The sequence below is a fragment of the Streptomyces sp. NPDC032091 genome (genome assembly GCF_055580265.1).
Window position 1 is genome coordinate 57,425 of sequence record NZ_JBVILR010000008.1, and the last position, 23,016, is coordinate 80,440.

Consider the following 23,016-nt stretch of genomic DNA (forward strand, 5'->3'; position numbering starts at 1 on the left):
CTCACCTGGGGATTCGCCGGGCGTGGCGGTGGCCTTCGTCTGATCATGTGCTCCGACCAAGGTGCACGTGACCAAGACGAAGGCCGTGAGGGTGAGTCTGCTACCTGATGCTGTCCGGAGGGAAGCGTACGCGGAAGCGTCACGCTTCCGGGCCGAGTTCTACGAGTGTCTGACCGCCCGGCGCGACGAGTTGTTCGAGCTGACGGACGCACTGCTGTGCGTCGACGGGCCGGTGGTCTCGCTGGTGGACCTGACGCTGGTGCCCGGCACCGTCGTGGGCACGGAGCGTTGTACGGAGCCCTCAACCATGGCCGGATCAACGTCGACAGGTTGCGGTCCTTGCTGGCCGACATGCCCCTGCCGCGTTTCGATGGTGGTCGTCTGGTTCTGGCGGTCGATGTGTCGCCGTGGCTGCGATCGGACGCGCCATGCTCGGCGGACCGGCTGTTCTGCCACGTCTACGGGATCCTGGACGTGATCCGGCTCGGGCCCGAGGACGATTCGACCGCGGTCACCGCTGCCCAGCTACGAGCCGTGGCCGAACGGCTCATCGCGGCCGGCCAGTGGACGCCCGGAGACCCGGACATCACGATCGTCGGGTCCTGTTCTTCGACGCTCCGGACGGCATCACCGTCCGGAGCCCGGGTTCGTCGTTGCGGCCCCGTCAGCGCGTTGTCGCCTGGGGCTGGGTGCGCCGGGCGTACGCGCGGGCGGCCCGGGCGCGGTCGCCGCAGCGGGTGGAGCACCAGTGGCGGCGGCCGTTGCGCAGGAGGTAGCGGTTGCAGGGGCTCGACCCGCAGGCGGTGAGGCGGTCGGCGTCGGGTCCGGTGAGGAGATCGGCCGCGTCGGCGGCGAGGGTCGCAAGGGCGCGGTCGAGGATCTCGTTGGTCGGGCAGGGCGCCACTCGGTAGGGGCCGTTCTTCTCGTCCCAGTACAGCAGGGCGGCCGTGGGGGCCTTGCTCATCGCGTCGTTGACGGCGGACAGCGCCGCGGGAAGGGCGGGCAGCCCGTCGGCGCGGGCGGCGAACAGCGTCCGGAGGTGCTCTCGCATCGAGCGCAGCTGCGCCGCGCACATGTCCCGGACCCCCGCGTCGGCCGGCGCGAGGCCATGTGCGGTGAGCCACCGGTTCGCGCTGTCGGGCGTGCCGAGGTAATCGATGAACTGTCCCCCGGGCAGCGCGATGGCGCTGTTGACGAAGTCGAGGGCGAGATGGTCCTGGGCTCCCGGTGCGGGCGGTGGCGCGGATTCGGCGGCCGGGATCTCACTCATGGTTCTCATGGTACCCATTGCGTCCATCCGTGAGACGCCCCTATGATCATCACGGATAACCCACAATCTATCCGTGAGGTTCTGATGGTTGACACCAGCACGCCCGTCGAGCAGATCCCCGTCCGCGTGTTCGGCGGCCCGACCGCCCTCTTCGAATACGGCGGCCTGCGGTTCCTGACCGATCCCACCTTCGACGCGCCTCGCGAGTACCCCATGCCGAGCGGCCGGCGACTGACCAAGACGGCCGCCGCTTCCGCCGCACCGGCCGACCTCGGCCGCATCGACGTGGTCCTGCTCTCCCACGACGAACACCCCGACAACCTCGACGAGTCCGGCCGGGCCCTGCTCGCCGACGTCCCCCTGACCCTGACCACGCCAGGGGGCGGGCAGCGCCTCGGGCCCGGTGCCAAGGGGCTCGCCGACTGGGAGTCCGTCGGCCTCGACCGCCCCGGCGGCGGCACGATCACGGTCACGGGCGTGCCCGCCCTGCACGGGCCTGGCACGCGCGAGGAGGTCGAGCCGTTCACCGGTCAGGTCGTCGGTTTCGTCCTCACTGGGGAGGGCCTGCCGACGGTCTACGTCAGCGGCGACAACGCCTCCGTCGACCTGGTCAAGGAGATCGCCGCGCGGTTCGGCCCGGTGGACACCGCCGTCCTGTTCGCGGGGGCGCCGCGCTTCCCCCAGCTCTTCGACGGCGGGCTGCTCGTCCTCGACAGCGCGCAGGCGGCGGAAGCCTCCCGGATCCTCGATGCGCGCCGGGTGATTCCCGTCCACTACGACAGTTGGGGCCACTTCACCGAGGGGCGTGACGAACTGGTCGCCGCGTTCGCGGCCGCCGGGCTGCTCGACCGGCTGGACCTGGGCAACCGGGGCTGACCGGTGCGGCCGGGCCGCCGGGGCGGCCGGGGCGGACCGTGCCGCGCGTCGGTCGCGGTCCACGTCGGCAAGGACGCCGGCGATCAGGTGCGTGGTGTAGTTGCGGTCGCGGGTAAGTGGGTTGACGTGCTCGGCGAACGGCAGCGCACCTTGGTCCAGGCGGGCAGCAGGTCGACCGGCCGGCGGGTCTCGACGTCCACGAGGACGAGGCCGCAGTCCCGGCTTTCGCGGGTGGCGTACTCGTCGACGCCGACACTCGACGAGGGGGCAGGCACACTTCCGGATCGGGAAGTGCGTCGATCAGCCGCAGGACCGTTGTGCGGCTGGTCGGCGCGCCGACGACGTGGGCCAGGTCGGGATCCGGGCCGACCCGCGAGGGCGAGACCAACGAACCCGCGCACGACACTGTGCTGCCGGTTGGGCCCCATGGTGTTCCCGCCCCGGGCCGCAGCAGGTGCGGGGTGGGGGGTGGGGGGCTGTGGAATCGGCGAGCGTCGGCCTGGCGCAGCCTGGTGGTCGACCACGAGGCACTCGACGCCGCCCTCGGGCGCAGGAAGACCGCCTGGGGGTGAAGCGGCAGGCGGGCGGTCCTCGTAGTCGCCGATGAACTGCCGCCCGTACGTCTGGGAGATGTCGGAGGTGACGGCGAAGGTGTCCCAGGGGATGTTTTCGGCGGAGGTGGGGCGCGACAGTAGGCGACGAGGTGGGGCGCGAGGCTCGGGGAACGATGACAGCGGCCGACTGCCGCGTGGGAGTTGCCGTCGCGAGCCCGCGCTGCGCACGGCCGTCGGATGCGGCCCGCGTGGCTGGCGAAACGCTGTTGTGGCCGCCTGTGTCACACGGCGCGTCACCCTCGTTCAGAGGGCCGGGCCGGATGGCGGAGAGGCGGACGTCTTGCGGCGGATCGCGACGACCGCCGCGTCGTCGTCGAGGTGCGCGTCGACGTGGGACAGCAGGTCGGCCTGGAGACGGCGCAGGAGTTCGTCCGGGTCGTCCGTGGTCCACTGTGGCGCGCGCTCGGTGAACGGGTAGAAGCCTCCGTCGCTGTCGCGCGCCTCGATGACGCCGTCGGTGTAGAGGAGCAGCAGGTCGCCGGCCTCGAACGGGAACGTCTGGACGGTGTAATCGGCGAGGCCGAAAGTCCCTCCGAATCCGATCGGAACATGGCTGGCCTCGGCCACGAGCGGGATGAGCCGGTTTCCGCGGAGGATGAGCGGCGGTGGGTGACCGCAGCTGATGAGGTGGACGACCGGATCGTGGTCGGGGATGTCCAGCAGCAGGGCGGTGGCGAAGTCCTCGGTGGTGTCCTGTTCTGTTGGTGGCCGCCACTGTCCGGTGTCCCAACGGAACGCGGCGTCCAGGTGGACGGCGAGACGGGGAAGGGTGGCCTGCCGGTGGGCGGCTGCGCGGAAGGCTCCGAGCAGCAGGGCGGTCTTGCTGATGGCGCCCAATCCGCTACCTCGCACATCGCCGATGAGCAGCCGGGTGCTGTGGTGGGCGGTGCGTGCGGCCGCGTACAGGTCTCCGCCCAGCTCGGCCTCCGCCTCGGCGGGGATGTACAGGCCGGCGATCTGCAGCGGGCCGGCGCGCGGGGGCAGTGGCTGCAACAGCACTCTTTGGGCCGCCTCGGCCACCGACCGCACCTGGTGCAGCTGCTGCTCGCGCCGGTCCCGCACCACACAGACGGTGACACAGGCGGCCGACACGACGATCAGGGCAGCGATCTGAGCCTGGATGTTGGCGGTATCGAAGACCCCCCTGAGCACGCCGATCAATACCTGCGCCGCTACCGCGAGCACCCCCATGCCCGCCGTCGTACGGGCGCCGCCGAAGGCCACCGTGATCGCGGGTGCTGCCACGAGCAGTGGCCCGAGATGGATGTGTGGCGGAGCCAGTACATCCACTACGCAGACGGCAACGATCAGCCCGAGCGGGATCACCAGCAGCGTGGACGCGCGCTCCTGCTTCCAGAACCGCCAGACGTCCAGCCGAGCTCGAAAGGCCATGCCTCCAGCCTTTCATCCGCCTACCGTCAGGTGAGGACACGGCGCTCCGGGTACTGCGTCAGCGGCCGGCTGAGACGGGGCAAGAAGGCAAGGGAAGGGGTGCCCGACCATCTCTCCCCGCGGCCACGTGATCGCTCGCGGGGCGTCTTCCGGGATGCCCAGCCTACGGGTCCTGCCTCCCGGCCCATCCCGAGCAGGACGACACCCACCAGCCCACCGCACTCCTCCCGGATCGGGCCACAGCCCGCGCGGCCCGCCCGGCCACCGGCCCCGAGCACGCGGCCGGGCACGGCCCGGGCCCCTGGCGGACGCGGCGGCCTGCCGCTGGTGCGCGGGCGCGGCCGGCTCGGCGGGCGCGGCGGCCTGGTCGGAAGACCGTCCCAGAGCAGCCCTACGACACCAGCTGACGACGCACTTCTACAGCGTGTATCGGAAGCGGATCAAGCACGTAGGGTGTCGGCATGTCGCTGAGCCACATGGTCCTCTCGTCCGGTCGTTCGATCGAGCTCACCGAGCTGCGGATGTCCACGACCTATGGGGGGATGCTGGAGGGCTATCCGTTCCGGCGCATCAACGACATGAAGGTCAGCGGCCTCCTGCGACAGGCCGAGCATGCGTTCTCCTTCGCGCCGGTTCATCTCGTTCCACCCCCCGCGAGTACCCGGACCAGACCGCTGGCGCCTTCGGCCCCGTAGAGGTGCTGCCTTCCGTGGCTTGCATCGGTGTTTTCGGCTCTACAGCGGTCGATCCTGAACTCGACGCAGTGCTGCACCGCTCCGCTCTCATCGTGGCCTGGTTCCAGGCCACCCCGGATGTCCCGTCGGGCGAAAAGGCTGATCTTGCTCTTCGCCGCATTCGCTGGGACGAGCTGGCCCAGGACTACGAGCTCTAGGGACATGTGCTGAACACAGCCAAACTCGTTGATGGCTGCTACGAGGACGGTGGCCTCATAGCGGACCGCGAGTTTGTCGTAGCGGGTGGCCACGGCCCGGTGCCGCTTGAGGCGGTTGATCCCACACTCGACCGCGTGGCCCTCACGGTAGTCGACCGGGTCGAAATGCAGTGGCCGGCCGCCGCGGGCGCCGAGCTTTCGGCGGCTGCGCGCCATGGTCGGCCTTGTCCGGGATGGTGCAGCGGATCCCGCGTCGGCGCAGGTAGGCGCGGTTCCTTCAGGCGGCGTACGCCTTGTCCGCCCGCACCGGATCGGGCCGGACGCGTGGCCGGCCCGGACCGATGCGGAGCACGCGGACCTTCTCCGGACGGGTTCGAACTGCGGCGAGTCCCCGCGCTGCCCGGCCGTAATCACGATCGACATGGTCCGCGGCAGCCTGCTCGAAGGCTACAGCTGGTGCGGCGACGCGTTCCGGGCGAGCCGGGTGAGCGGAACATGTGCGTTGACGTGGTCGAGGTGGTGAGGGCCGTCCGTTCAAGTCGCAGCAGCGTGAGAGCAGCTCGCCGAAGACGTCGTGGGAGATGCGGGCAAGGAAGCGGGTGGGAGTGCCGAGCCGGGCTAGGGCGACGGCCGTGTTGGCGGGGCCGCCGCCGGGGAGGACGTTCAAGGCGAGTTGGGCGGGGACGGAGTGGGAAGCGTCTGTGAAGGCGTCGGCGACGCATTCGCCGATGACGGTGATGCCGCAGGTGGCCGTGCTCATGAAGTGTCTTTCTGCCGAGGTGCGCACGCAGGTCCGGGTGCTCGGTCGGTGGGTCAGCCCTTGACGGCGGAGCTGGCGACGCTCTGGACGAACCACCGCTGGAAGAACGCGAAGACGATCAGGACGGGCAGGACGAGCAGGACGCCGAAGGCGAGGACCTGGCCCCAGTCGACGGGCGTCTGTCCCTGGAAGACGCTCATTTCCAGCGGCAGGGGGCGGACCGAGGGATCGGAGACCATGAGGACGGGCCAGAGGAAGGAGCCCCACTGGGTGAGGAAGGTCAGGATGGCGACCGAGGCGAAGACCGGCTTCGACATCGGGACGATGATCCCGAAGAAGGTGCGCCAGGGGCCGGCGCCGTCGATGCGGGCTGCCTCTTCGATGCTGGGCGGGATGGCCCGGAAGAAGGTGGCGAACTGGTAGATGGAGAAGGCGTTGGCGAGGAAGGGGATCGCCTGCATGTAGATGGTGTTGCGCTGATTGTTGAACATGTAGAACAGCGGCACGGCCACCGCTTCGAACGGGACCAGCATCAGCAGCAGGATGAGGGCGAAGACGGCGCCCTGGCCTTTCCAGCGCAGGCGGGTCAGCCCATAGGCGGCCATGGAGTTGACGATCAGGCTGCCGAGGACGACGACGGTGGACAGCAGCAGGGAGATGCCCATGAAGCGCCAGAAGTAGCCGGTGGCGTCGGAGTCGAAGCTGTCCAGGACGGCGCTGTAGTTGTCGAAGGAGAGGTGGGTGGGCAGGAAGCCGGTGAGGCCGCTGAGGACTTCGTCGGAGGGCTTGAAGCTGCCGAGGATCAGGTAGAGGACGGGCAGGACGAAAATGAAGGACAGCACGCTCAGGACGGCGTAGTCGAGGAAACGGCGCAGGGAGTTTCGGGTCTGGTCCATGGGGATCAGTCCTCTTGGCCGGTGCGGACGACGCGGCGCTGGATGAGGGTCAGGGCGACGACGATCAGGAAGAAGACGACGGTGATCGCGGATGCCTGGCCGATGTTGTTCTGGTCGAAGGCGGTGGTGACGGCCTGGTACATCACGGTGCGGGTGGCGTCCTCGTCGAGTCCGCCGCCCTTGACGAGGACGTAGACCTGGTCGAAGACGCGGAAGGACAGCACCGAGGTGAGCATGGCGACGAAGGCGAGGGTGCCGCGGATGCCGGGCAGGGTGACGTGGCGGAACTGCTGCCAGCGGGAGGCCCGGTCGAGTTCGGCGGCCTCGTAGAGCTCGCCGGGGATCTGCTGGAGTCCTGCGAGGAGGATGACCATCTGGAAGCCGACACCCTGCCAGATGGACAGCACGATGATCGAGGCCATAGCGGTCAGACCTTCGCCGAGCCAGTCGAAGGCGCCCCAGTTGCCGAAACTCACCGCATCGAGCGCGGAGTTGAGCAGGCCGTCGCCGCTGCGGGTGAGGATGAGCCGCCAGATGACGGCGACCAGGGCCATGGGGAAGACGACCGGCAGGAAGAACAGCGACCGGAAGACGCCGATGGCCTTGAGTTTGCGGTTGAGCAGGATCGCGAGTGCCAGCGCGAGGCTGGTCTGTACGGGGACCACGACCACGGTGAACGTGAGGTTGTTCAGCAGGGCCCGCAGGAACGGGCCGGACATGTCGGGGTCGGTGAACAGGCGCCGGTACTGCTCGATGCCGAAGAAGCGGGGCGGCAGCGGCGAGCCGAGGCGGACTTTGTAGAAGGAGAGCACGACCGCATAGACGAAAGGTACGCCGACGAAGGCGATCAGTCCGCCGAGGGCGGGCGCGGACATCAGTAGTCCGTGCAGCCAGTCGCGGTTGCTGCGCCCGGGTCGTTTGCGAGTCCGGGAGGTTGATGGCGGGGGCGGTTTCCTGCCTGCGGGGGCGGCGGGTGCGGGGCTCACGGTGGTCACGGTAGGGTCCTCTCTCCCGGCTGCTGGATGCCGGCTATGGCGACTGACCGCCGGCTACGGCAGCTTGTAGCCGTCGTTGTCCGAGAAGTCCTGGTCGATGGCGCGGACGGCCTTTTCGAGGGCGGTCTCCGGGTCGGCCCCGCCGTAGATGTCGGCCAGCGCCTGGCTGAACTTGGCGGTGACCGTGGGGTATCCGGCGGTGACCGGGCGGGTCACGGCGACGCAGGGCTTGTCGCTCGGGGAGTCGCCGCAGGGCTTGGCGAGCTGGTCGGCGAAGAGCTGCAGCGGGCCGCCCTGCTTGTACAGGTCGCTCCTGGCGAGCACGGACGCGGTCCCGGGAGGGGCGCCGTTGGCTGTGGTCATCGCGGTGACGTTGGTGTCGTTGAGGAGGGAGTCGAGGAAGGCGCCGGCGGCCTTGCCGTTCTTGGTGTTGGCGCCGATGCCCCACTGCCAGGAGCCCTGACCGGTCTTGGGGCCGTTGCCGAAGTCGGGCAGCGGCAGGACGACCAGGTCGTCGCCGAGGGCCTTGCTGTAGGTGGGGTACATCCAGTGGCCGACCCAGCTCAGGGCAACGCGGCCCTTGGCGAAGGCGTTGCCGTCGGTGTTGGGGTCGGTGTACTTCTTCCAGCCCTGGAACGTCTTCAGCGCCGACGCCACCGCCGGGGTGTTCAGGGCGCCTTCCGCCTTGCCGTTCTTCAGCAGCGAGCCGCCGGCCGACCAGATGATCGGGGCGAAGCTGTAGGTGCCCCATTCGTTGGCGTAGCCGCCGCTCTCCTGGAGGTCCAGGCTCTTGCCGTCGGAGTCCTTGGCGGCGAGGTTCGTGACGGCGGCTGTGAACTCGGCCGCGGTCCAGTCGTCGGACAGCCCCGTGGGGTACTTGATCCCGGCCGCGTCCAGAAGTTTCTTGTTGCCGTAGATACCGAGCCCGGAGTCGTACATGCCCAGGCCGTAGTACTTGCCGTTGATCTCGCCCTGGGCCTTGATGGCGTCCGTGGCGTTGGCCATGGTCTTGACGGAAACGTAGTCGTCGATCGCGGTGAGCTTCTTGTTGTAGACGAAGTTCGCCATGGTCGGACCGTCGAGCTCCATCACGTCCGGCATCTTGGAGGCGTCGGTCGCGGTGAGGGTCTTGGTGTAGTCGGTGTCCGGGATCAGGGTCAGCTTGACCTGGACCTTGTTCTGGGAGGAGTTGAACGACTTCACCGCGTTCTGCAGGGCGCTCGACTCACTGGCCTGGCCCTGGTGGGCCCAGACGGTGATGGTGCCGGTTCCGCTGCCCTCCTTGGCGGAGGTGTCGGTGTTGCCGCCGCCCCCGCAGGCGGCCAGCGCCGCCAGAGGCAGGGTGAGGGCCAGGGCCGTACAGGCTGTCCGGCGTGATCTCCTGCTGGGCGTGTTCATGGTGGGTTCCTCCGGTGTCGGTGCGGGTGAGGGTGGGTGGTGCACAGGTGCATAGGGATTCGGGATCGCCCCAGGCTGTGGCCACGGCGGCGTGACGACGATCCGTCAGGGGGACTGCTCCCGCAGGAGTCCGGTATCGGCGCTCGGCTCCTTGACGACCAGTGGGCGCAGGTTCCAGGCATCGACGGTGTAGCCCAGGCGTGTGTCCCGTGCGCTGCGGGCCTGCAAGCGCCACGGGCCGTCGCCGGTTGGGTAGAAGCGCAGGGTGAGGACCTGACCGGTGGAGGTCAGGAAGACTTCGGCGACGGAGTGGTCGACGACCACACGCAACTCGACCGGCCGGCCGGCCGGGCAGGGCATCCGGTAGGAACCGGCCCGTGCGCGGGCGTCCAGCGAGGCGTGGTCCCGGTGCACGACCAGCTCGCCGGTGGCGGCGTCACAGCGGATGTCGAGGAATTCGGAGCCGTCGGGGGTGGTGAGCAGTCGCAGACCGGCCCCTTCGGCGGGCTCCAGGCGGGCCACCAGGTCGAAGGCGCGGCCGATGGAACCGAGATCCACCGGATCCGGGCCGTGCATCTCGCCCGAGGCATGGACGGCGTGCTCGCCTCGCAGGGCGAGCAGTTCAGCCGCCGGCTGCTGCTGGATTGTACCGTCGCCGCCGACCTGGACCTCGCGAGGCAACGTGAGCACCCCAGCCCATCCGTCGGCGACCGCCCAGCTTTCCTCGCGGGCCTCTGCGGACCAGCCCCACAGTAGCCATCGGCCGCCCGGTGCACGCAGGAGAGCGGGCGCGTAGCAGTCCGGTCCGTAGTCGACGAGAACAGGCCGGCCGGCTTCGAGGGCGTCCCCTTTGTCCTCGCCGATCAGGGCTGTGACGCAGCGGTCGCCGTCGTGGTCGTTCCAGGCACTGAAGATCAGGGCACCGCGGTGTCCGGACTGCGGCGGAAGGTACTGGGGGCACTCCCAGCCCTCGCCGGTGTGCAGACCGGTTCCGCCGACCGGCTCCTGCTCGCGCCCCTCGAAGGGGCCCAGATAGGTCCAGCTCCCCAGGTCCGCCGACTCGTACAGCAGGGCCGCGCCCCGGCCGTCCGCGAGGGCGGCGCCGACCAGCATCCGCCACCGCTCTCCGTCACGCCACACATACGGGTCGCGGTACATCGTGCAGTCGTCGGGCCATGCGGGGATGACCAGGTCGTTTAGCGGGGTGAAGGTCCGGCCGCCGTCGAGAGAGGTGGCGGTGGTGACCGGCTGGTGCTGGGCCGAGCGGTCCCAGCGGTTCGCGGAGTAGAAGACGACGAGGCGGTCGCCGTCGGAGACGGCGTTGCCGGAGAAGCACCCGTCCGCGTCCACGCCACCGGGGGTCGGGAGGAGGGCGATCGGCAGCGGTTCCCAGCTCAGCAGGTCGGGGCTGCGGAAGTGACCCCAGTGCATATTCGCGTGCGTCGCGCCAGAGGGGTTGTACTGGTAGAAGACGTGATAGTGGCCGTCATGGAAGACCAGCCCGTTGGGGTCGTTGATCCAGTTCCGGGGCGGGCGCAGATGCGCGATCGGCCGGTACGGATCGCAGGGCGCGGTGGACACACGCGTGCCTTTCGGTATGTGCAGCAGAGCTTGCGAGGACGACGGGCGCCGGACGCAGCCGGCCACGATCCCCTCGGGGGACTCGGTGAAAACGCCTGATCCCGGCAACCGCTGCCAGCCCTCAAGGCAGAGCATGGGAGGACCGGCACGGCGTGATGCCGACCGCGAAGGGTGGGAAGGCGATTTGAAGCGCCGGCACAGGGACGGCGGGAAGAGCGCGGCTCAGTACCCCGAGGCGCTGTCGGACATCAGGCGGGAACGCCGCCTGGACCGCTCATCGAAAATCTCAGGCGGCATCTGTGTACCCTCACTGTGTTCCATGTACTGACAGGACCGACGACCGGTCGCAACGGTCGCCTGTCACGGTGTGAAGTGCTTCGCCGTCCCGGGGTCAGAGTCGGGGCGGCGAAGCGACCGATGCCCGCGCCACCAGCGGGCAAGGCAGCAATTCCTCCATGTCCGGACCCGGTGGCCGGCCCGGAGACTTCGTGAGAGCGAACAACCGAGCCACAGCCCGTGCCCCCATCTCGTAGTGCGGCAGCTGAACCGTGCTCAGCTGCGGGTAAACCGACTCGCAGACCAGCTCCTGGTTGTCGAACCCCATGACCGACAGGTCACCGGGGATGGACAGCTCCAGCTCAGCAGCAGCTCGGTAAGCACCAGCGGCCATCCGGTCGTTGAAGCAGAACAACGCCGTGGGGCGCTGCTCCGCCGTCAGCAGCCGTCGCGCGGCCCGGTAACCCGCCTCCACGTCACCGCCGACCGTGTTGAACGGCACCGCCGTCTCGGCAGCGACCAGCGACGGGTCGTAGGCGACGCCGACTTCCGCCAGCGCCTTGCGGTAGCCCTCCAGGCGGCCCCGCCGGGCGGGAAGGTCGACAGTCTGCACGGTTACTCCGATCCGGCGATGGCCGTGATCGGTCAGTTCGCGCACCGCCGCGTAGCCACCCTGGACCTCATCGGGTACCACCGAGGGGACGGCAGGGTCGGCCGAGCCCGCGTCGAGCAGCACGGTCGGCGTGGCGTGCAGGGCGCCGGGCAGTTCCACGATGCGGTGGTACATGGCCGCGTACACGACGCCGTCCACCTGCCGCTGGAGCAGCATGTCGATGCTTGTGCGTTCCAGTTCCGCATCCCCGCTGGTGTTGACCAGCAACAGAACGACACCCTCGGCCGCGGCGGCCTCCTGGGCTCCCAGGATCATCCGGCCCGCGTGGGGGGTGGTGGCGATCTGGTCGCTGACGAAGCCGATGGTCTGCGACCGCTGCATCCTCAGCCCGCGAGCCAGTCCGTTGGGCGCGTACCCGAGCTCATCGGCAGCCTTCCAGACGCGCTGACGCGTCTCTTCGCTGATCCGCTTGCCCTCGACCCGGTTCAGGACATGCGAGACGGTCGCGGTCGACACACCTGCCGCTGCAGCCACGTCCTTGATCCCGATCCGGCGCATCCTTGAACCTTCTCAGATTGGTCGATAACGGCTTGCCTAATCGTTTAGCCAACCGTGTGGAGATGAGACTGCCTCCAGCCGAAGCCACTGTCAATGGCTCGTCACGAACTCGTGGACACGGCATGGCGGACGGCTTTGCGGGTCCGGCCGCCTGGAAGAGACCCGTGAGGTCAGCAACGCCGGCGCGTGGCCGGTCTGCTTCCCGCTCACCGTGGACCCGCAACCGGCCTCGCGCCGATGTCGAGGAGAGGGGCAAGTCCGGCCACAGCCTGGACCCCATACCGGCCCGGGCCGTGACGAACGGGCTGGCCTGGCCGCCGTCGACTTCACGGTGCGCCTGCACGCCATCCCGGCGCCGGGCACGCTGGACGCTGCCGCCGGGCAGTTGTCCGCTCTCAGGCAGAGAGCCGCAACAGGACCGCCGACCGCGCGGCGCACACCCCGGGGACGACACCACGCACGTGTCCGCCCCTGGCCCCTGGACTGGCAGCGGCACTACCGCGTGCTGGCGGACCTGGTCGACGCCACGGACAGCTGCCCGACATCGCTCCCGGCGTGCTGTGGGACGGCGACGACATCGGACGGTGGCTCCAGCAGCAGAAGCAGCCGGCTACCTGGGCGCGGCTGTTGCCCGAGCAGCAGGCGCGGCTGACCGCGCTGGGCGTGGAGCCCGACCAGGCGCCGTCTCCCGCTCCTGCGGGCAGTCGCGGGGCGAAGGGGGTCGACCAAGGCGCAGCAGGCGTTCCAGCGGGGCCTGACGGCCCTCACGCAAGGGGTGGAGCGGGAAGGCGCGGACCGGCCGGTGCCCCGTGCCCACGGCGAGGAGATCACGGTCGAGGGCGAGGCGGAGCCGGTAGTCGTCAAGCTCGGCGTGTGGGTCTCCAACACCAAGAGCCGGCAGGACGAGCTCACCGCTGACCAGCTCGCCTCGCTCGCGAAGCTGGGCGTCGACTGGGCCTGGCCGAGCCCTGTGCGCGAAAGCGGCCCCGAGTCATCGGCGCCTGGTGGGCTTCGCTGCGTGGTCAGTGGGCTGGCTTTGTCCGCCAGAACGGGCTCTGGCTCAACTTCTGTGGTGCCGGCCCAGGCGTTCGACAGCCGCCCGGCCCCTTCCACATTCGGCCTTTCGCCGCGTGACCTACGCACTGCTCTCAGACGAGGAGGCGTTCATACGGTATGCGAAAGATCATCACTTGTGGCCTGCTGGCCGCTGCGGCCCTGTCCGCCGCCGACGTGTGCATCCAGGAACTCGCCGTCGTCCCCGCCCTGAGCGACTGGACCGGCGACCACAAGAACAACTGCTCTAACGGCAACGTGATCGACCACTCCGGCAGCTCAATGACGCCCGGTCACTGACCAGCAACTTGGATCCCAAGCCCGAAGGCCCTGCGCCCCCGGCGCGGGCCTCACCACAGAAGCCGAGCCAGAGCCCGTTCTCGTGAACGAAGCCAGGCAGGCCGTGATCTCGCACCTGTTCCCCGTCGATGACAGCGCCTTCCTCCACGCCCGTTGTGGTCTGTGCCTACGCCGTGGCCCCGCCGTTGCCCTGGACGGGTCCCTGGAGCACCTCTACGCAGCGGCCCGCGCCCACCTCGACCAGGCCCACCCCGGTGCGTCGCTGGACTTCATCGAGGTGGAACCCGGCTGCCCCATGGGCGGATGAGACGGCAGCGAGGCACCCCACGAGTGGATGAACCGCTGCTTCCCCTCCGTGTGGTGAGCAGCCGCTGACGTCAGGAGCCCGTGCGGTCAGCCGGCGCGTCCGACCTCCACCTCGACACGGCCACGGCGCCGAGCCAGAGCCGTGCAGCGCAGGCCGCCGCCGGGGTGCCACTCCATCACCGGCCCGGCCGCGTCACCGTGTTCGGGGCACCAGGAGACCGGGACCACGCCGCCGCAGTCGTGCCCTGCGCAGCCGCACGCCTGGGTGGGGGCGGCGTAGGCGACGCCGTGGCGGACCAGGCCGCCCCTCGGCCCTTCGGCGGCGGTGCCGCGCAGGACGGCCGGCCAGGCCAGCGTCAGCCGCAGACCACCCGACCCCGACCGGAACCGGTCGATCACCCGCACGTCGCCCAACACCGCCAACGGCCCCACCCCGGGCGCGGTCAACCGGCGCACCGACGCCCCCGCCTCCCCCGCCGCGAGGCCGGCCAGCGCGTCGGCGTCCTCGTCGGTGGACCAGCCCGACAACGAGTCTTCGCCGGCCGGATCGTCGGCCAGGGTGAGCCACGGGTCATCGAGGCGGAACCGGTGCGCGGCTCCCCCGGTCCCGGCCAGCGTCAGGTAGGCCACCGTCGGCCCTGTGGGTACTTCGATCTTGTCGTGGGCCAGGAGCCAGGCCACCACGGCGCGGCTGTCGAACTGCGGGTGCGCGTCCGTACCGCCCACCGGGTTCGGGAAGTCGGGGTGGCGGCGGCGCCAGCACGCTACTGCCGCCCTACCACCCCGGCGATCCGCGCCACTCCCGCCAAGAACACCCGATCACCGCCCGGAGCGACGGGTTCGTGGGCGGCGAGCGGGGAGCGGGTCCCCGGCCGGACCGTGCGCACGGCACGCCAGTCCACCAACGGGTGGACCACCTCCAGAAGCGCGACCTCCCGGGCGTCGCAGAGAGGGACCGAGGTCACCCCGCCCTGCCGCTTGTAGTCGACCTCCACCGAGCCGACCGGCGACAGCCATCCAAGCCTGACCACCTGGTCGAAGTCCACCCTTCGGACGCCGAGTCGGCGCGCGGCCTGGTCCGGGCCCGGCGGCACATGCCGGTCGAGGAGGGCGGGCAGATCCCGGCGGCGGGCCAGGGCGGCCACCTGGTCCGGGTGGACGTCGGGGAACTGCGTCTCGCCGCCGAGGTAGACCAGCAGGCCGGCCTTCACCAGATGCCCGACCGCCGAAGCCGTCACCCTCGGCTGCAGGATCGGCAACGGCACCCCCAGGCGAGACCAGACCACTCCCGGCCGCCCACCGCCAGGCACAGAACGCGCAGTGCGATCGCGGGCATGTCAGAGCCCGCGGCTAGCATCCGCTCGTGAACCCTGAGCTGCTGTCGACCGTTGCCGTCCTCCTCCCGCCCGGCCGATTGGTCACGTCCGACGAAGGCGACGGAGACGTCCAGGCTCTGTGGCTGAGTGACGGCGCCGTACCTGCGGAGATGTGGGAGCGGATCCGCGCGGAGCACCCCCGCACCGGTTTGTGGCCCTTGCTCCTCGACTCACGTGACCCGGATGACGGCGAGTTCCGCCCCTGGGGCGCAGGCGAGCTCTTCCCCGAGCGGATGTCGTCACCCGGCGATCACGACCCGGCCGATCTGCTAGCGAAATGGTGGACGGCGTACACCTCGATCGATGAGGACGACGACGCGCTGTCGCCCGACGAGAGACTGGCCGTCACTGCCCCCTTCGGTCAGACCTGGCCGGGCCTCGCGCCCAGCCGGGAACACGCGACCGATGCCAACCGGCTGGCCGCCGAGTACGCAGACCACTTCGTCCTGAGCCGGCCGCGGTCGCGTCTGGGCCTGGTCGCCGCGCCTTCCGGTGCCGACGCCCTCGCGCTCGCCGGCTGGGACGGACCCGCCAACTGGGACAACGACACCGCCACGTTCTCAGCCGTCGTGAGCGACTGGGAACGGCGTTTCGGCGCGTGCGTGGTCGCCGTCGGCTCGGACACCCTCCACCTGAGCGTCGCCGCGCCCCCGACGAACAAGGAAGACGCTCTGGTCGTCGCGGCCGAGCACTTCGCCTTCTGCCCCGACAACATCTGGCAGGGCCCCTGGCCCCAGACCCTGGCGGCGTACGCTGAGCGCCTCGTCGGCACCTACTGCTGGGAATTCTGGTGGGACTGACCCGGCCAGTCGGGACGCGATCAACTGAAGCCGGGAAGCGATCTCCAGGTACCCGTGCGGCACCAGGCCAGCGGTACTCGTGAACAGCCCTGGCCCCCAACCCGGAGCCGCTGCCCGCCCTGAGAGGGCAGCCGGCAGCGGGGTCAGCCAGCGCACCGAAGTCCCCGAAACCCGGCGCTGCCAAAGGAACGGCCGACAGTCCCGGCTGTCCGGGCCACGCGCGGCCGAGGTCAGTTGATGGCGACGGCGGCCAGGGCGGTGGTCCAGTCGTGGCGATGGCACGCTGGGCCGGTGCGAGCTGGACGGTTCCGGCGCAGACCGCCTGGTAGAGCTTGAACCCGACGGTGTCCTTGTCGACGGCGGTGGAACCGCCCGCCTGGGAGCGGGGTTCAGGCCACAGGTTCTGCGGGCTGGTGGGGTTACCGCCGAGGCTGAGGGGGATGAGGTGGTCCACCTCGCAGTCGGCGGTGGAGGTGTCGGCGTAGCCGTACTCGGCGATCTGCTTGACCTTCAGAGCGTTGGTGTAGCTCGTCGAGGGACGGATCGAGGAACTGTAGCCACCCACACAGATGGTCGAATGAATCGCCGCCTGCGTCACGGCGGCATTCAGGGCACCGGGCTGACAGCGGAAGTCGGGCCGCGGCAGGAACGCCTGATCGGAGCGTTCCAGCAGCTCACCGACGCTGCGGCGGGCGGAGGCCGGTGTGACGTCGATGGCCGTGCCGCTGTCCGGGCAGCGGCCGGAGGCGGGGGTGCCGTCGGCTGCGGGCAGGTCCATAGGGTGGTCGCCTGCCGTCGGTCGGGAAACCCATGCCCCCCGCTACGCCTGTTCGGCGGTGCGCACCGCAATGCGATTGCGTCCGGGAGCGCTCGGGGCGGCCGGCGGGGAGGCCCGACGCGCTGCTGCTCGGTGGGGGTCGGTCACAGGTGACCGGCCCCCACCAGGCGAAGCCGACCGTCTCCGGGGCTGCCCGCGTCGTTCGAGGCACCGCGTTTCGGCGGGCGGGAAGCGCGCCCACCGCGGTGCCTGCGGGCCGGCCGGGAGGTCAGGCCAGGTTGATGTTCTCGGCCTGGGGGCCCTTCTGGCCCTGCGTGATGTCGAACGTCACCGTCTGGCCCTCCCGGAGCTCACGAAACCCGGTGGAGTTGATCGCCGAGTAGTGGGCGAAGACGTCCGGGCCGCCGCCGTCCTGGGCGATGAAGCCGAAGCCCTTCTCCGCGTTGAACCACTTCACAGTTCCCGTAGCCATATCCATGCCCTCCAGTCGACGGACGCCTCCCACACCGTGCGGGAGGCGGAGGTGATCGCCCTGGTTCCTCCGGCACAGCACAGCAAAACACCCACGCCAAAGGCCTGGGCAAGGGGAAAATCCGAACCACGACAGCTGACACAGACGCTTCACGCCGACAACGGGCTGTCACCAGAGGAACGAGTACCCGTCACGCCTTGGAGGGCCAGGTTCGCGCAGGCCTGCCGGGGACCGGCAGGCGCAGCTTGCTTCAGGCCGCGGCCTTCGGATTCGGCGAGTCGGTGTTGAGGCGGTATTCGGCGTTGATGCGCTGGGCCTCGGCGAGCTGGTCTTCGAGGATGATGATGCGGCGCCGCCTCGATCGGGGTGCCCCCGTCGACGAGTTCACGGGCGCGGGCGGCGATGCGCAGTTGGTGGCGGGAGTAGCGGCGGTGGCCGCCGGCGGAGCGCAGCGGGGTGATGAGGCGGGCTTCGCCGATGGCGCGGAGGAAGCCCTGCGTGGTGCCGAGCATTTCTGCGGCCCGGACCATCGTGTAGGCGGGGTAATCGTCGTCGTCGAGTCGGCCGTAGGAGTCGTCTGCTGTGATTGCACTTCTCCGGGAAACATACGGAGGGGCCCTGGTGCCTGTGGCACCAGGGCCCCGAAGGAACTGCTACACCATCTGCCGACCCTGGTACTGCGCCGGCCTACTGTTTCCGCGTGCCTGGCCTGACTGCTGCCGGGGGTGCGGGGATCGCGGTTGCCTGACCGGAGACCACCTCACTCAAGATGTCCTGCGGTACCCGGACTCGCGTGGCGTCCGGGCGATCCTGATGGCGCCTCAACTTCTCCGTTCATCCATCGGATGATCTGATTTTGGGATAGCTGTGAGGGAGGTACTCGGAAGCCCGTACAGACAGGTCGGATCGGGTCGGCAGACGGCCTTCAGAACGGGTCGGGCTTGTCCGCCGCCCCCGCTTCGGGGGCCGGGGGTCAGATGCGTGGGCGGGGCCGGGGGCGGGGGCCGTGCCAGTCCAGGCACAGGACGGTGGCATCGTCCTGTGCCTGGGCGGGTGCCCGCCGTAGACGCGACCGCACCCGCCAGAGCGCGTACGGCCTCGCGCGGGTGCTCGGCGGCACTCTTGCGCAGGCAGGCCGGGCAGGTCTACCGCTTCGGCCTCGCGTTCCTGCGTGCCGTCCGTATGGATCAGGAGGCGATCACCCGGGCGCAGGCCGAGGTCCGGGACGAGGCAGGTGCCATGGGCGAGGTGGGCGACACCGAACGGCCCTGGAAAGTGAAGTCGGTTGAAGGCCCGTGCAAGCTCACGGCACGGACCGGGTGTGGCCGGCTTGCTCTCGATCACCCGAGTGTGTCCTCGACGACTGCGGCGCGCGAAAGGGCCCGAGCGGCGCGTGCCGTTCGGGCCCTCTTCGTTGTTCGGGTGGCGGCATGCGCCGGACTCACTGGTCAGGCGGTCGCGGGGATGCCGAGCAGGGCGGAGGCCTGCTGGAGGGGACTGAGGGCGGGCGCGGGCACGGGGGCGGCCCGGGGCAGGTCGCGGCAGGTGAAGCCGAGCTTGGCCATGGCCCGCAGGACTTCGCCGGCGCTGAAGTCGCGGCGGTCCTGACGGGTGATGACCTGACCGACCTGCTTGACGGGGTAGGTGCGGCGGCCGATGATCACGGACTCGCCGATGACCTGCTCGGGCTTGACGCCCTTCATGGATTCCAGGACGCCCGCCTTGGTGAGGTCGAACGGGAAGCGGGCGATGACGCAGCGCATGGTGCCTCACAGGGAGAAGAGGGGAACGGTCCGACCACGGTCAGGTGGATCAGCGGGCGAGGGCGAGGACGCCCAGAGCGCTGCCTTGCTCGTCGATGACGGGCAGGGCGTCGAGCCGGCGGTAGCGCATCGCGTGTTCGGCTTCGGCCACCGTGGTCGTGGGTGAGGCGAACGGCGCGCGGCCGCCCAGGATCTCGCGCAGCCGGACCCGGTCCGTGTACGCGTCGCTGTCACGGATGGTGGTCAGCTGGGCCTGAGTGACCAGCCCGGTGCACACGCCGTCGTTGTCGCAGACGAGCAGATGTCCCGTAGGGGCGCTGTTCATGACGGACAGGGCCACTTCGACCGTCATGTCGTCGCAGACCTGCAGTCCGGCGGCTGTCATGGCGTCATGCGCCGTCCGGTGCGCGGGGTCGTTGCCCACCGGGCGGGGCTGCATCTGGACCAGCGTCAAAAGGTGCCTCCTGCAGAGAAAGGTGCCTCCTGCAGAGATGGGTCAGTTTCCGGATCACGCTGGTCTCAGGCCGCCGCGTCGGGGGCGGACCGCCGCGCACTCGCGCGCCGGGCGGCCGAAGCATGCCCGCGGCGGCCACGGGAGGCCGTGGTGCGCTTGGGGCGCTCGGACACCGGTGCGGTGATGGTGACCGGAATGCCGGAGGGTGCCTGGGCGCCGGTGATCCGGGTCAGAGCCGCGTCGCCCGAACGGACCTGGGTGGTCTGCGCAGTGATACCCGCGGCCGTCATCAGGCGAGCCATCTCGCGGCGCTGGTTGGGGGTGACCAGGGTGACGACACTGCCGGACTCCCCGGCGCGGGCGGTACGCCCACCGCGGTGGAGGTAGTCCTTGTGGTCGGTCGGCGGGTCCACGTTCACGACGAGGTCGAGGTTGTCGACGTGGATGCCGCGGGCGGCGACGTTCGTGGCGACCAGGACGGTGACGTGGCCGGTCTTGAACTGGGCCAGGGTCCGGGTGCGCTGCGGCTGGGACTTGCCTCCGTGCAGGGCCGCGGCGCGGACCCCGCTGTCGAGGAGGTCCTGCGTCAGCCGGTCCACGGCGTGCTTGGTGTCGAGGAACATGATCACTCGGCCGTCACGGGCGGCGATCTCCGTCGTCATGCGCTGCTTGTCGGCGCCGTGGACGTACAGGACGTGGTGCTCCATCGTGGTCACCGCACCCTGCGAGGGGTCCACCGAGTGCACGACCGGATCCGTTAGATACCGGCGCACGAGAAGGTCGACGTTGCGGTCCAGGGTCGCGGAGAACAGCATCCGCTGGCCCTCGGGACGGACCTGGTCGAGCAGCGCGGTGACCTGGGGCATGAACCCCATGTCGGCCATCTGGTCGGCCTCGTCCAGGACAGTGATCGCGACCTGGTTCAACCGGCAGTCGCCACGGTCGATGAGGTCCTTCAGCCGGCCGGGCGTGGCCACTACGACCTCCACGCCTGCGCGCAGTGCGCCGGCCTGCCTGCCGATCGACATGCCGCCGACGGCCGTGGTCAGACGCAGCTTCACGGCGCGGGCGTACGGGGTGAGTGCATCGGTCACCTGCTGGGCCAGCTCGCGGGTGGGGACGAGGACGAGCGCGAGCGGCTGGCGGGGCTCGGCACGCTGCCCGGCGGTGCGGGCCAGCAGGGCCAGGCCGAACGCGAGGGTCTTGCCGGAGCCGGTACGGCCGCGGCCGAGGACGTCGCGGCCCGCGAGAGTGTTGGGGAGGGTGGCGCCCTGGATCGGGAAGGGCACGGTCATGCCCTGCGTGCCGAGGGTGGCCAGCAGCTGGGCCGGCATGTCGAGGTCGGCGAAGGCCTCGACGGCGGGCAGAGCGGGAGTGATCGTCTTCGGCGGTGCGAACTCACCCTGGACCGCGGCGGGCCGGCGGCCATAGCCGCCCGAACGGCTCGGACCTCCGGAACGGATCGAGGCCGACGAGCCGAAACGGCTGCCCCGACCCGAACCGGCGGCGGTGCCACTGCCGAAAGCGGGGCCGTCGGTGCGGCTGCGGGTGCGGGAGGAGCGCTCATTCGTACGTGCGGGGTTCATACGGAACCTTCCTTGATACGGCACGCATCAAGGAATTCCCTCAGCGTAGGAGCGGCGCAAGGAATTGCGAGAAGGGGCCGAATTGAATGCGAAGCGGAGCCGGCGGACAGGAAGTCTGTACAGGCTCAGACGCCGAAAAGGGGGCGCCATAGAGGCGCGGCAACCGAAAAACAATCCACTCAGGTACGGCTCCGAGAGAGCCGATCGGCCGAGTGCCTCCATGCTCACTACCGCGGGGGAACGCACCGCGGGAAATGCATGCAGCTGGGGCCCGCACCCCAAGGGATGCGGGCCCCAGCTGCGGAACGCGCGTCAGCGTCAGGCGGGAACGATGTTCTCGGCCGTCGGGCCCTTCTGGCCCTGCGCGATGTCGAAGTTCACCTTCTGACCCTCGTTCAGCTCACGGAAGCCCTGGGCGGCGATGTTCGAGTAGTGGGCGAACACGTCAGGGCCGCCACCGTCCTGCTCGATGAAGCCGAAGCCCTTTTCCGCGTTGAACCACTTCACGGTACCAGCAGCCATGCCATATCTCCTTTGGGGCAATGCATCGGCGTCTACACTGTGCGGACGCCGTGTCGCCGCGATGATGCCCCACCCGGTAGACGACCGGGAATATAAAGCGCTTTCACCGGAGTGAATTCCGATTTGAAGGCGCCTGAAGTTCTTGGGTACCAAAACTGCAACCGAGATCGACAGTAGCACGCCGCAGCGGCTTGTGTACCTCATAATTTTCCGCCGACTGCGTTGCGCCAGAAACTCTTCCCGCGAGATCCGTCAAATTCTCAGGCCGCGGTGACAGATACTGGCTCCCGACGCCTGCGGCCTGCCCATGCTCCCCTTGGGCTTGCTCGCGTGGCGCTGCCGGGGCGGGTAGCCCCGACGGCCTGCCACCGCCTGCTGGGCGGCCACTGCGGAACAACAGGGGTGGCGTCGGGTCCGCTACGACGGCGTCGTCAATGCTCCCGCGGAATTGAGCACGCTCTGCTGAACGGTTTGGCCAGCGGCCAAGTCGCCAACACCCCCGTTGTCCCTGCTCAGGGGGTGTCGCCGAAGGCGCCCTCGCCGAGGCGGCCCCCCGAAGCGCGGGCCTTCGGCGCCGGCCAGGCGGCCAGCGTCGACGCGCTGGTGCGCGGCCCCGCGGGCAGTCGGCCGACTGGCAGCAGTCGATCGGCGAGCTGGACCGCCCGCTCACCACGGCAACTGAAGGCCGACCACTACCCGGCTGGTCCAACGACGCCGACCACACCGAGGACATCGAGTGGCGCCAGGCCCCGCACCACGCTGCGCGGGGCCGTCACACGCCACCACCACGCTCACTTGCTCACCGCCATCGTCGAGCTCGGCGGTGAGCTGGAGCTCCCAGCTACCCGTAACGGGCGCTTAGGGGCGCGGCCATCCCAGAAAGCTGCGCGGTCAGCGACGACGACCGCCGCCGATGCGGCGGTCGTCGGCCAGAGCGGTCAGCGGGCCGAACTCGCAGGCAAGCTGGCTCCACGTCAGAACCTCGCCACAGCGGGCCGGGAACTCCTTCGGGTTGAACTCGGGCATCGTCCAGGTGCCAGTGCCCCGGTCCCGCAGCCACAGATCCCCATCACCGTCGACCACAGTCGGCGGGACCGGAACGGGCTCCGCCTGATCGATGGGCTCCCAAGTGACCCGGCCCGGGTGGGAAACGCGGCGCAGCTCGGTGGTGGCCAGCCGCGCGGCCAAGTCACGGGCGGACTCTTCGGCGTCCTTGACCGACGCGAGTCGGAACGCGTCGTCAAGTACGGGTAGGGCTGGATTCTTGCTGCGCTTTGAACTCATACGCTGACTACCTCCGGTGGGGGCGTCACATCCGTTATGACACCCCGTAGAGCACCACGGTATCCGAGGCGGGGAGCCGGGCCGGCTACGACCACTGTCCGGGTGGCAGCGATATCAAGGACCAGCCACTGTGGCGGCTGTCCGTCGTAGAGCATGACCTCGCCGCCGGCAGCGATGGCGTCACGCGCTGCCTTACAGGCA

Annotated in this window: 19 protein-coding genes and 5 pseudogenes; 6 read left to right on the top strand and 18 right to left on the bottom strand. The window is 69.8% G+C overall.

The window, feature by feature from the left end; translation table 11 throughout:
- Positions 1-91: 91 nt before the first annotated feature.
- Positions 92-597, top strand: a pseudogene (locus tag ACZ5NJ_RS15190) (transposase); the annotation flags it as partial.
- A 67-nt stretch (positions 598-664) separates the two neighbouring features.
- Here the strand turns inward: ACZ5NJ_RS15190 and ACZ5NJ_RS15195 are convergent.
- Positions 665-1,270 (bottom strand): CGNR zinc finger domain-containing protein, encoded by a 606-nt coding sequence (locus ACZ5NJ_RS15195; RefSeq protein WP_468765317.1) that lies wholly within the window; start codon positions 1,268-1,270, stop codon positions 665-667.
- Positions 1,271-1,354: 84 nt separating this feature from the next.
- On the opposite strand from ACZ5NJ_RS15195, the gene ACZ5NJ_RS15200 reads away from it, so the two are divergent.
- On the top strand, positions 1,355-2,146 hold the full coding sequence (locus tag ACZ5NJ_RS15200; RefSeq protein ID WP_468765318.1) for an MBL fold metallo-hydrolase: 792 nt from the start codon (positions 1,355-1,357) through the stop codon (positions 2,144-2,146).
- An 857-nt stretch (positions 2,147-3,003) separates the two neighbouring features.
- Here ACZ5NJ_RS15200 and ACZ5NJ_RS15205 read toward each other — a convergent pair.
- Positions 3,004-4,152 (bottom strand): PP2C family protein-serine/threonine phosphatase, encoded by a 1,149-nt coding sequence (locus tag ACZ5NJ_RS15205; protein ID WP_468765319.1) that lies wholly within the window; start codon positions 4,150-4,152, stop codon positions 3,004-3,006.
- A gap of 461 nt (positions 4,153-4,613) precedes the next feature.
- On the opposite strand from ACZ5NJ_RS15205, the pseudogene ACZ5NJ_RS15210 reads away from it, so the two are divergent.
- Positions 4,614-5,044 (top strand): annotated as a pseudogene (locus tag ACZ5NJ_RS15210) (hypothetical protein).
- A gap of 21 nt (positions 5,045-5,065) precedes the next feature.
- Here ACZ5NJ_RS15210 and ACZ5NJ_RS15215 read toward each other — a convergent pair.
- The 7 genes and pseudogenes from ACZ5NJ_RS15215 to ACZ5NJ_RS15245 all read right to left on the bottom strand — a co-directional run.
- A pseudogene (locus ACZ5NJ_RS15215) lies at positions 5,066-5,473 on the bottom strand (transposase); the annotation flags it as partial.
- Between the two features lie 100 nt (positions 5,474-5,573).
- A pseudogene (locus ACZ5NJ_RS15220) lies at positions 5,574-5,804 on the bottom strand (PfkB family carbohydrate kinase); the annotation flags it as partial.
- A 53-nt stretch (positions 5,805-5,857) separates the two neighbouring features.
- Positions 5,858-6,700: a carbohydrate ABC transporter permease gene (locus ACZ5NJ_RS15225; protein ID WP_468765320.1), complete on the bottom strand. Its 843-nt coding sequence runs from the start codon at positions 6,698-6,700 to the stop codon at positions 5,858-5,860.
- Between the two features lie 5 nt (positions 6,701-6,705).
- Entirely contained in the window at positions 6,706-7,695 is a 990-nt protein-coding gene (locus ACZ5NJ_RS15230) for a carbohydrate ABC transporter permease (RefSeq protein WP_468765321.1), read from the bottom strand.
- Positions 7,696-7,749: 54 nt separating this feature from the next.
- On the bottom strand, positions 7,750-9,093 hold the full coding sequence (locus tag ACZ5NJ_RS15235; RefSeq protein ID WP_468765322.1) for an ABC transporter substrate-binding protein: 1,344 nt from the start codon (positions 9,091-9,093) through the stop codon (positions 7,750-7,752).
- 105 nt (positions 9,094-9,198) lie between these two features.
- Positions 9,199-10,674, bottom strand: a complete 1,476-nt coding sequence (locus tag ACZ5NJ_RS15240) for a glycoside hydrolase family 32 protein (RefSeq protein WP_468765323.1) — start codon at positions 10,672-10,674, stop codon at positions 9,199-9,201.
- Positions 10,675-11,065: 391 nt separating this feature from the next.
- Entirely contained in the window at positions 11,066-12,121 is a 1,056-nt protein-coding gene (locus ACZ5NJ_RS15245; RefSeq protein ID WP_468765324.1) for a LacI family DNA-binding transcriptional regulator, read from the bottom strand.
- A 1,173-nt stretch (positions 12,122-13,294) separates the two neighbouring features.
- Here ACZ5NJ_RS15245 and ACZ5NJ_RS15250 point away from each other — a divergent pair.
- Complete coding sequence (locus ACZ5NJ_RS15250) at positions 13,295-13,474, top strand: hypothetical protein (RefSeq protein WP_468765325.1); 180 nt, start codon at positions 13,295-13,297, stop codon at positions 13,472-13,474.
- 82 nt (positions 13,475-13,556) lie between these two features.
- A complete protein-coding gene (locus ACZ5NJ_RS15255; protein WP_468765326.1) occupies positions 13,557-13,781 on the top strand; it encodes a hypothetical protein in 225 nt (74 codons plus the stop codon).
- 86 nt (positions 13,782-13,867) lie between these two features.
- Here ACZ5NJ_RS15255 and ACZ5NJ_RS15260 read toward each other — a convergent pair whose 3' ends face one another.
- Positions 13,868-14,506: a hypothetical protein gene (locus ACZ5NJ_RS15260; RefSeq protein ID WP_468765327.1), complete on the bottom strand. Its 639-nt coding sequence runs from the start codon at positions 14,504-14,506 to the stop codon at positions 13,868-13,870.
- A 38-nt stretch (positions 14,507-14,544) separates the two neighbouring features.
- Positions 14,545-15,018: a hypothetical protein gene (locus tag ACZ5NJ_RS15265; RefSeq protein WP_468765328.1), complete on the bottom strand. Its 474-nt coding sequence runs from the start codon at positions 15,016-15,018 to the stop codon at positions 14,545-14,547.
- A gap of 125 nt (positions 15,019-15,143) precedes the next feature.
- Between ACZ5NJ_RS15265 and ACZ5NJ_RS15270 the strand changes: the two genes are divergently transcribed.
- A complete protein-coding gene (locus tag ACZ5NJ_RS15270) occupies positions 15,144-15,956 on the top strand; it encodes a DUF4253 domain-containing protein (RefSeq protein WP_468765329.1) in 813 nt (270 codons plus the stop codon).
- 1,046 nt (positions 15,957-17,002) lie between these two features.
- Here the strand turns inward: ACZ5NJ_RS15270 and ACZ5NJ_RS15275 are convergent.
- The 7 genes and pseudogenes from ACZ5NJ_RS15275 to ACZ5NJ_RS15305 all read right to left on the bottom strand — a co-directional run bounded on the left by ACZ5NJ_RS15275 (position 17,003) and on the right by ACZ5NJ_RS15305 (position 22,815).
- On the bottom strand, positions 17,003-17,206 hold the full coding sequence (locus ACZ5NJ_RS15275; protein WP_468765330.1) for a cold-shock protein: 204 nt from the start codon (positions 17,204-17,206) through the stop codon (positions 17,003-17,005).
- A 250-nt stretch (positions 17,207-17,456) separates the two neighbouring features.
- Positions 17,457-17,793, bottom strand: a pseudogene (locus ACZ5NJ_RS15280) (MerR family transcriptional regulator).
- Positions 17,794-18,654: 861 nt separating this feature from the next.
- A complete protein-coding gene (locus tag ACZ5NJ_RS15285; RefSeq protein WP_468765331.1) occupies positions 18,655-18,969 on the bottom strand; it encodes an SCO5918 family protein in 315 nt (104 codons plus the stop codon).
- Between the two features lie 49 nt (positions 18,970-19,018).
- Positions 19,019-19,423 (bottom strand): CBS domain-containing protein, encoded by a 405-nt coding sequence (locus ACZ5NJ_RS15290; protein ID WP_468765332.1) that lies wholly within the window; start codon positions 19,421-19,423, stop codon positions 19,019-19,021.
- Between the two features lie 65 nt (positions 19,424-19,488).
- The gene (locus ACZ5NJ_RS15295; RefSeq protein ID WP_468765333.1) at positions 19,489-21,009 is read right to left on the bottom strand and encodes a DEAD/DEAH box helicase; all 1,521 of its coding nucleotides are present in this window, start codon (positions 21,007-21,009) and stop codon (positions 19,489-19,491) included.
- A 318-nt stretch (positions 21,010-21,327) separates the two neighbouring features.
- On the bottom strand, positions 21,328-21,531 hold the full coding sequence (locus ACZ5NJ_RS15300) for a cold-shock protein (protein ID WP_007261735.1): 204 nt from the start codon (positions 21,529-21,531) through the stop codon (positions 21,328-21,330).
- Positions 21,532-22,422: 891 nt separating this feature from the next.
- A complete protein-coding gene (locus ACZ5NJ_RS15305; RefSeq protein ID WP_468765334.1) occupies positions 22,423-22,815 on the bottom strand; it encodes a hypothetical protein in 393 nt (130 codons plus the stop codon).
- Between the last annotated feature and the right edge of the window lie 201 nt (positions 22,816-23,016).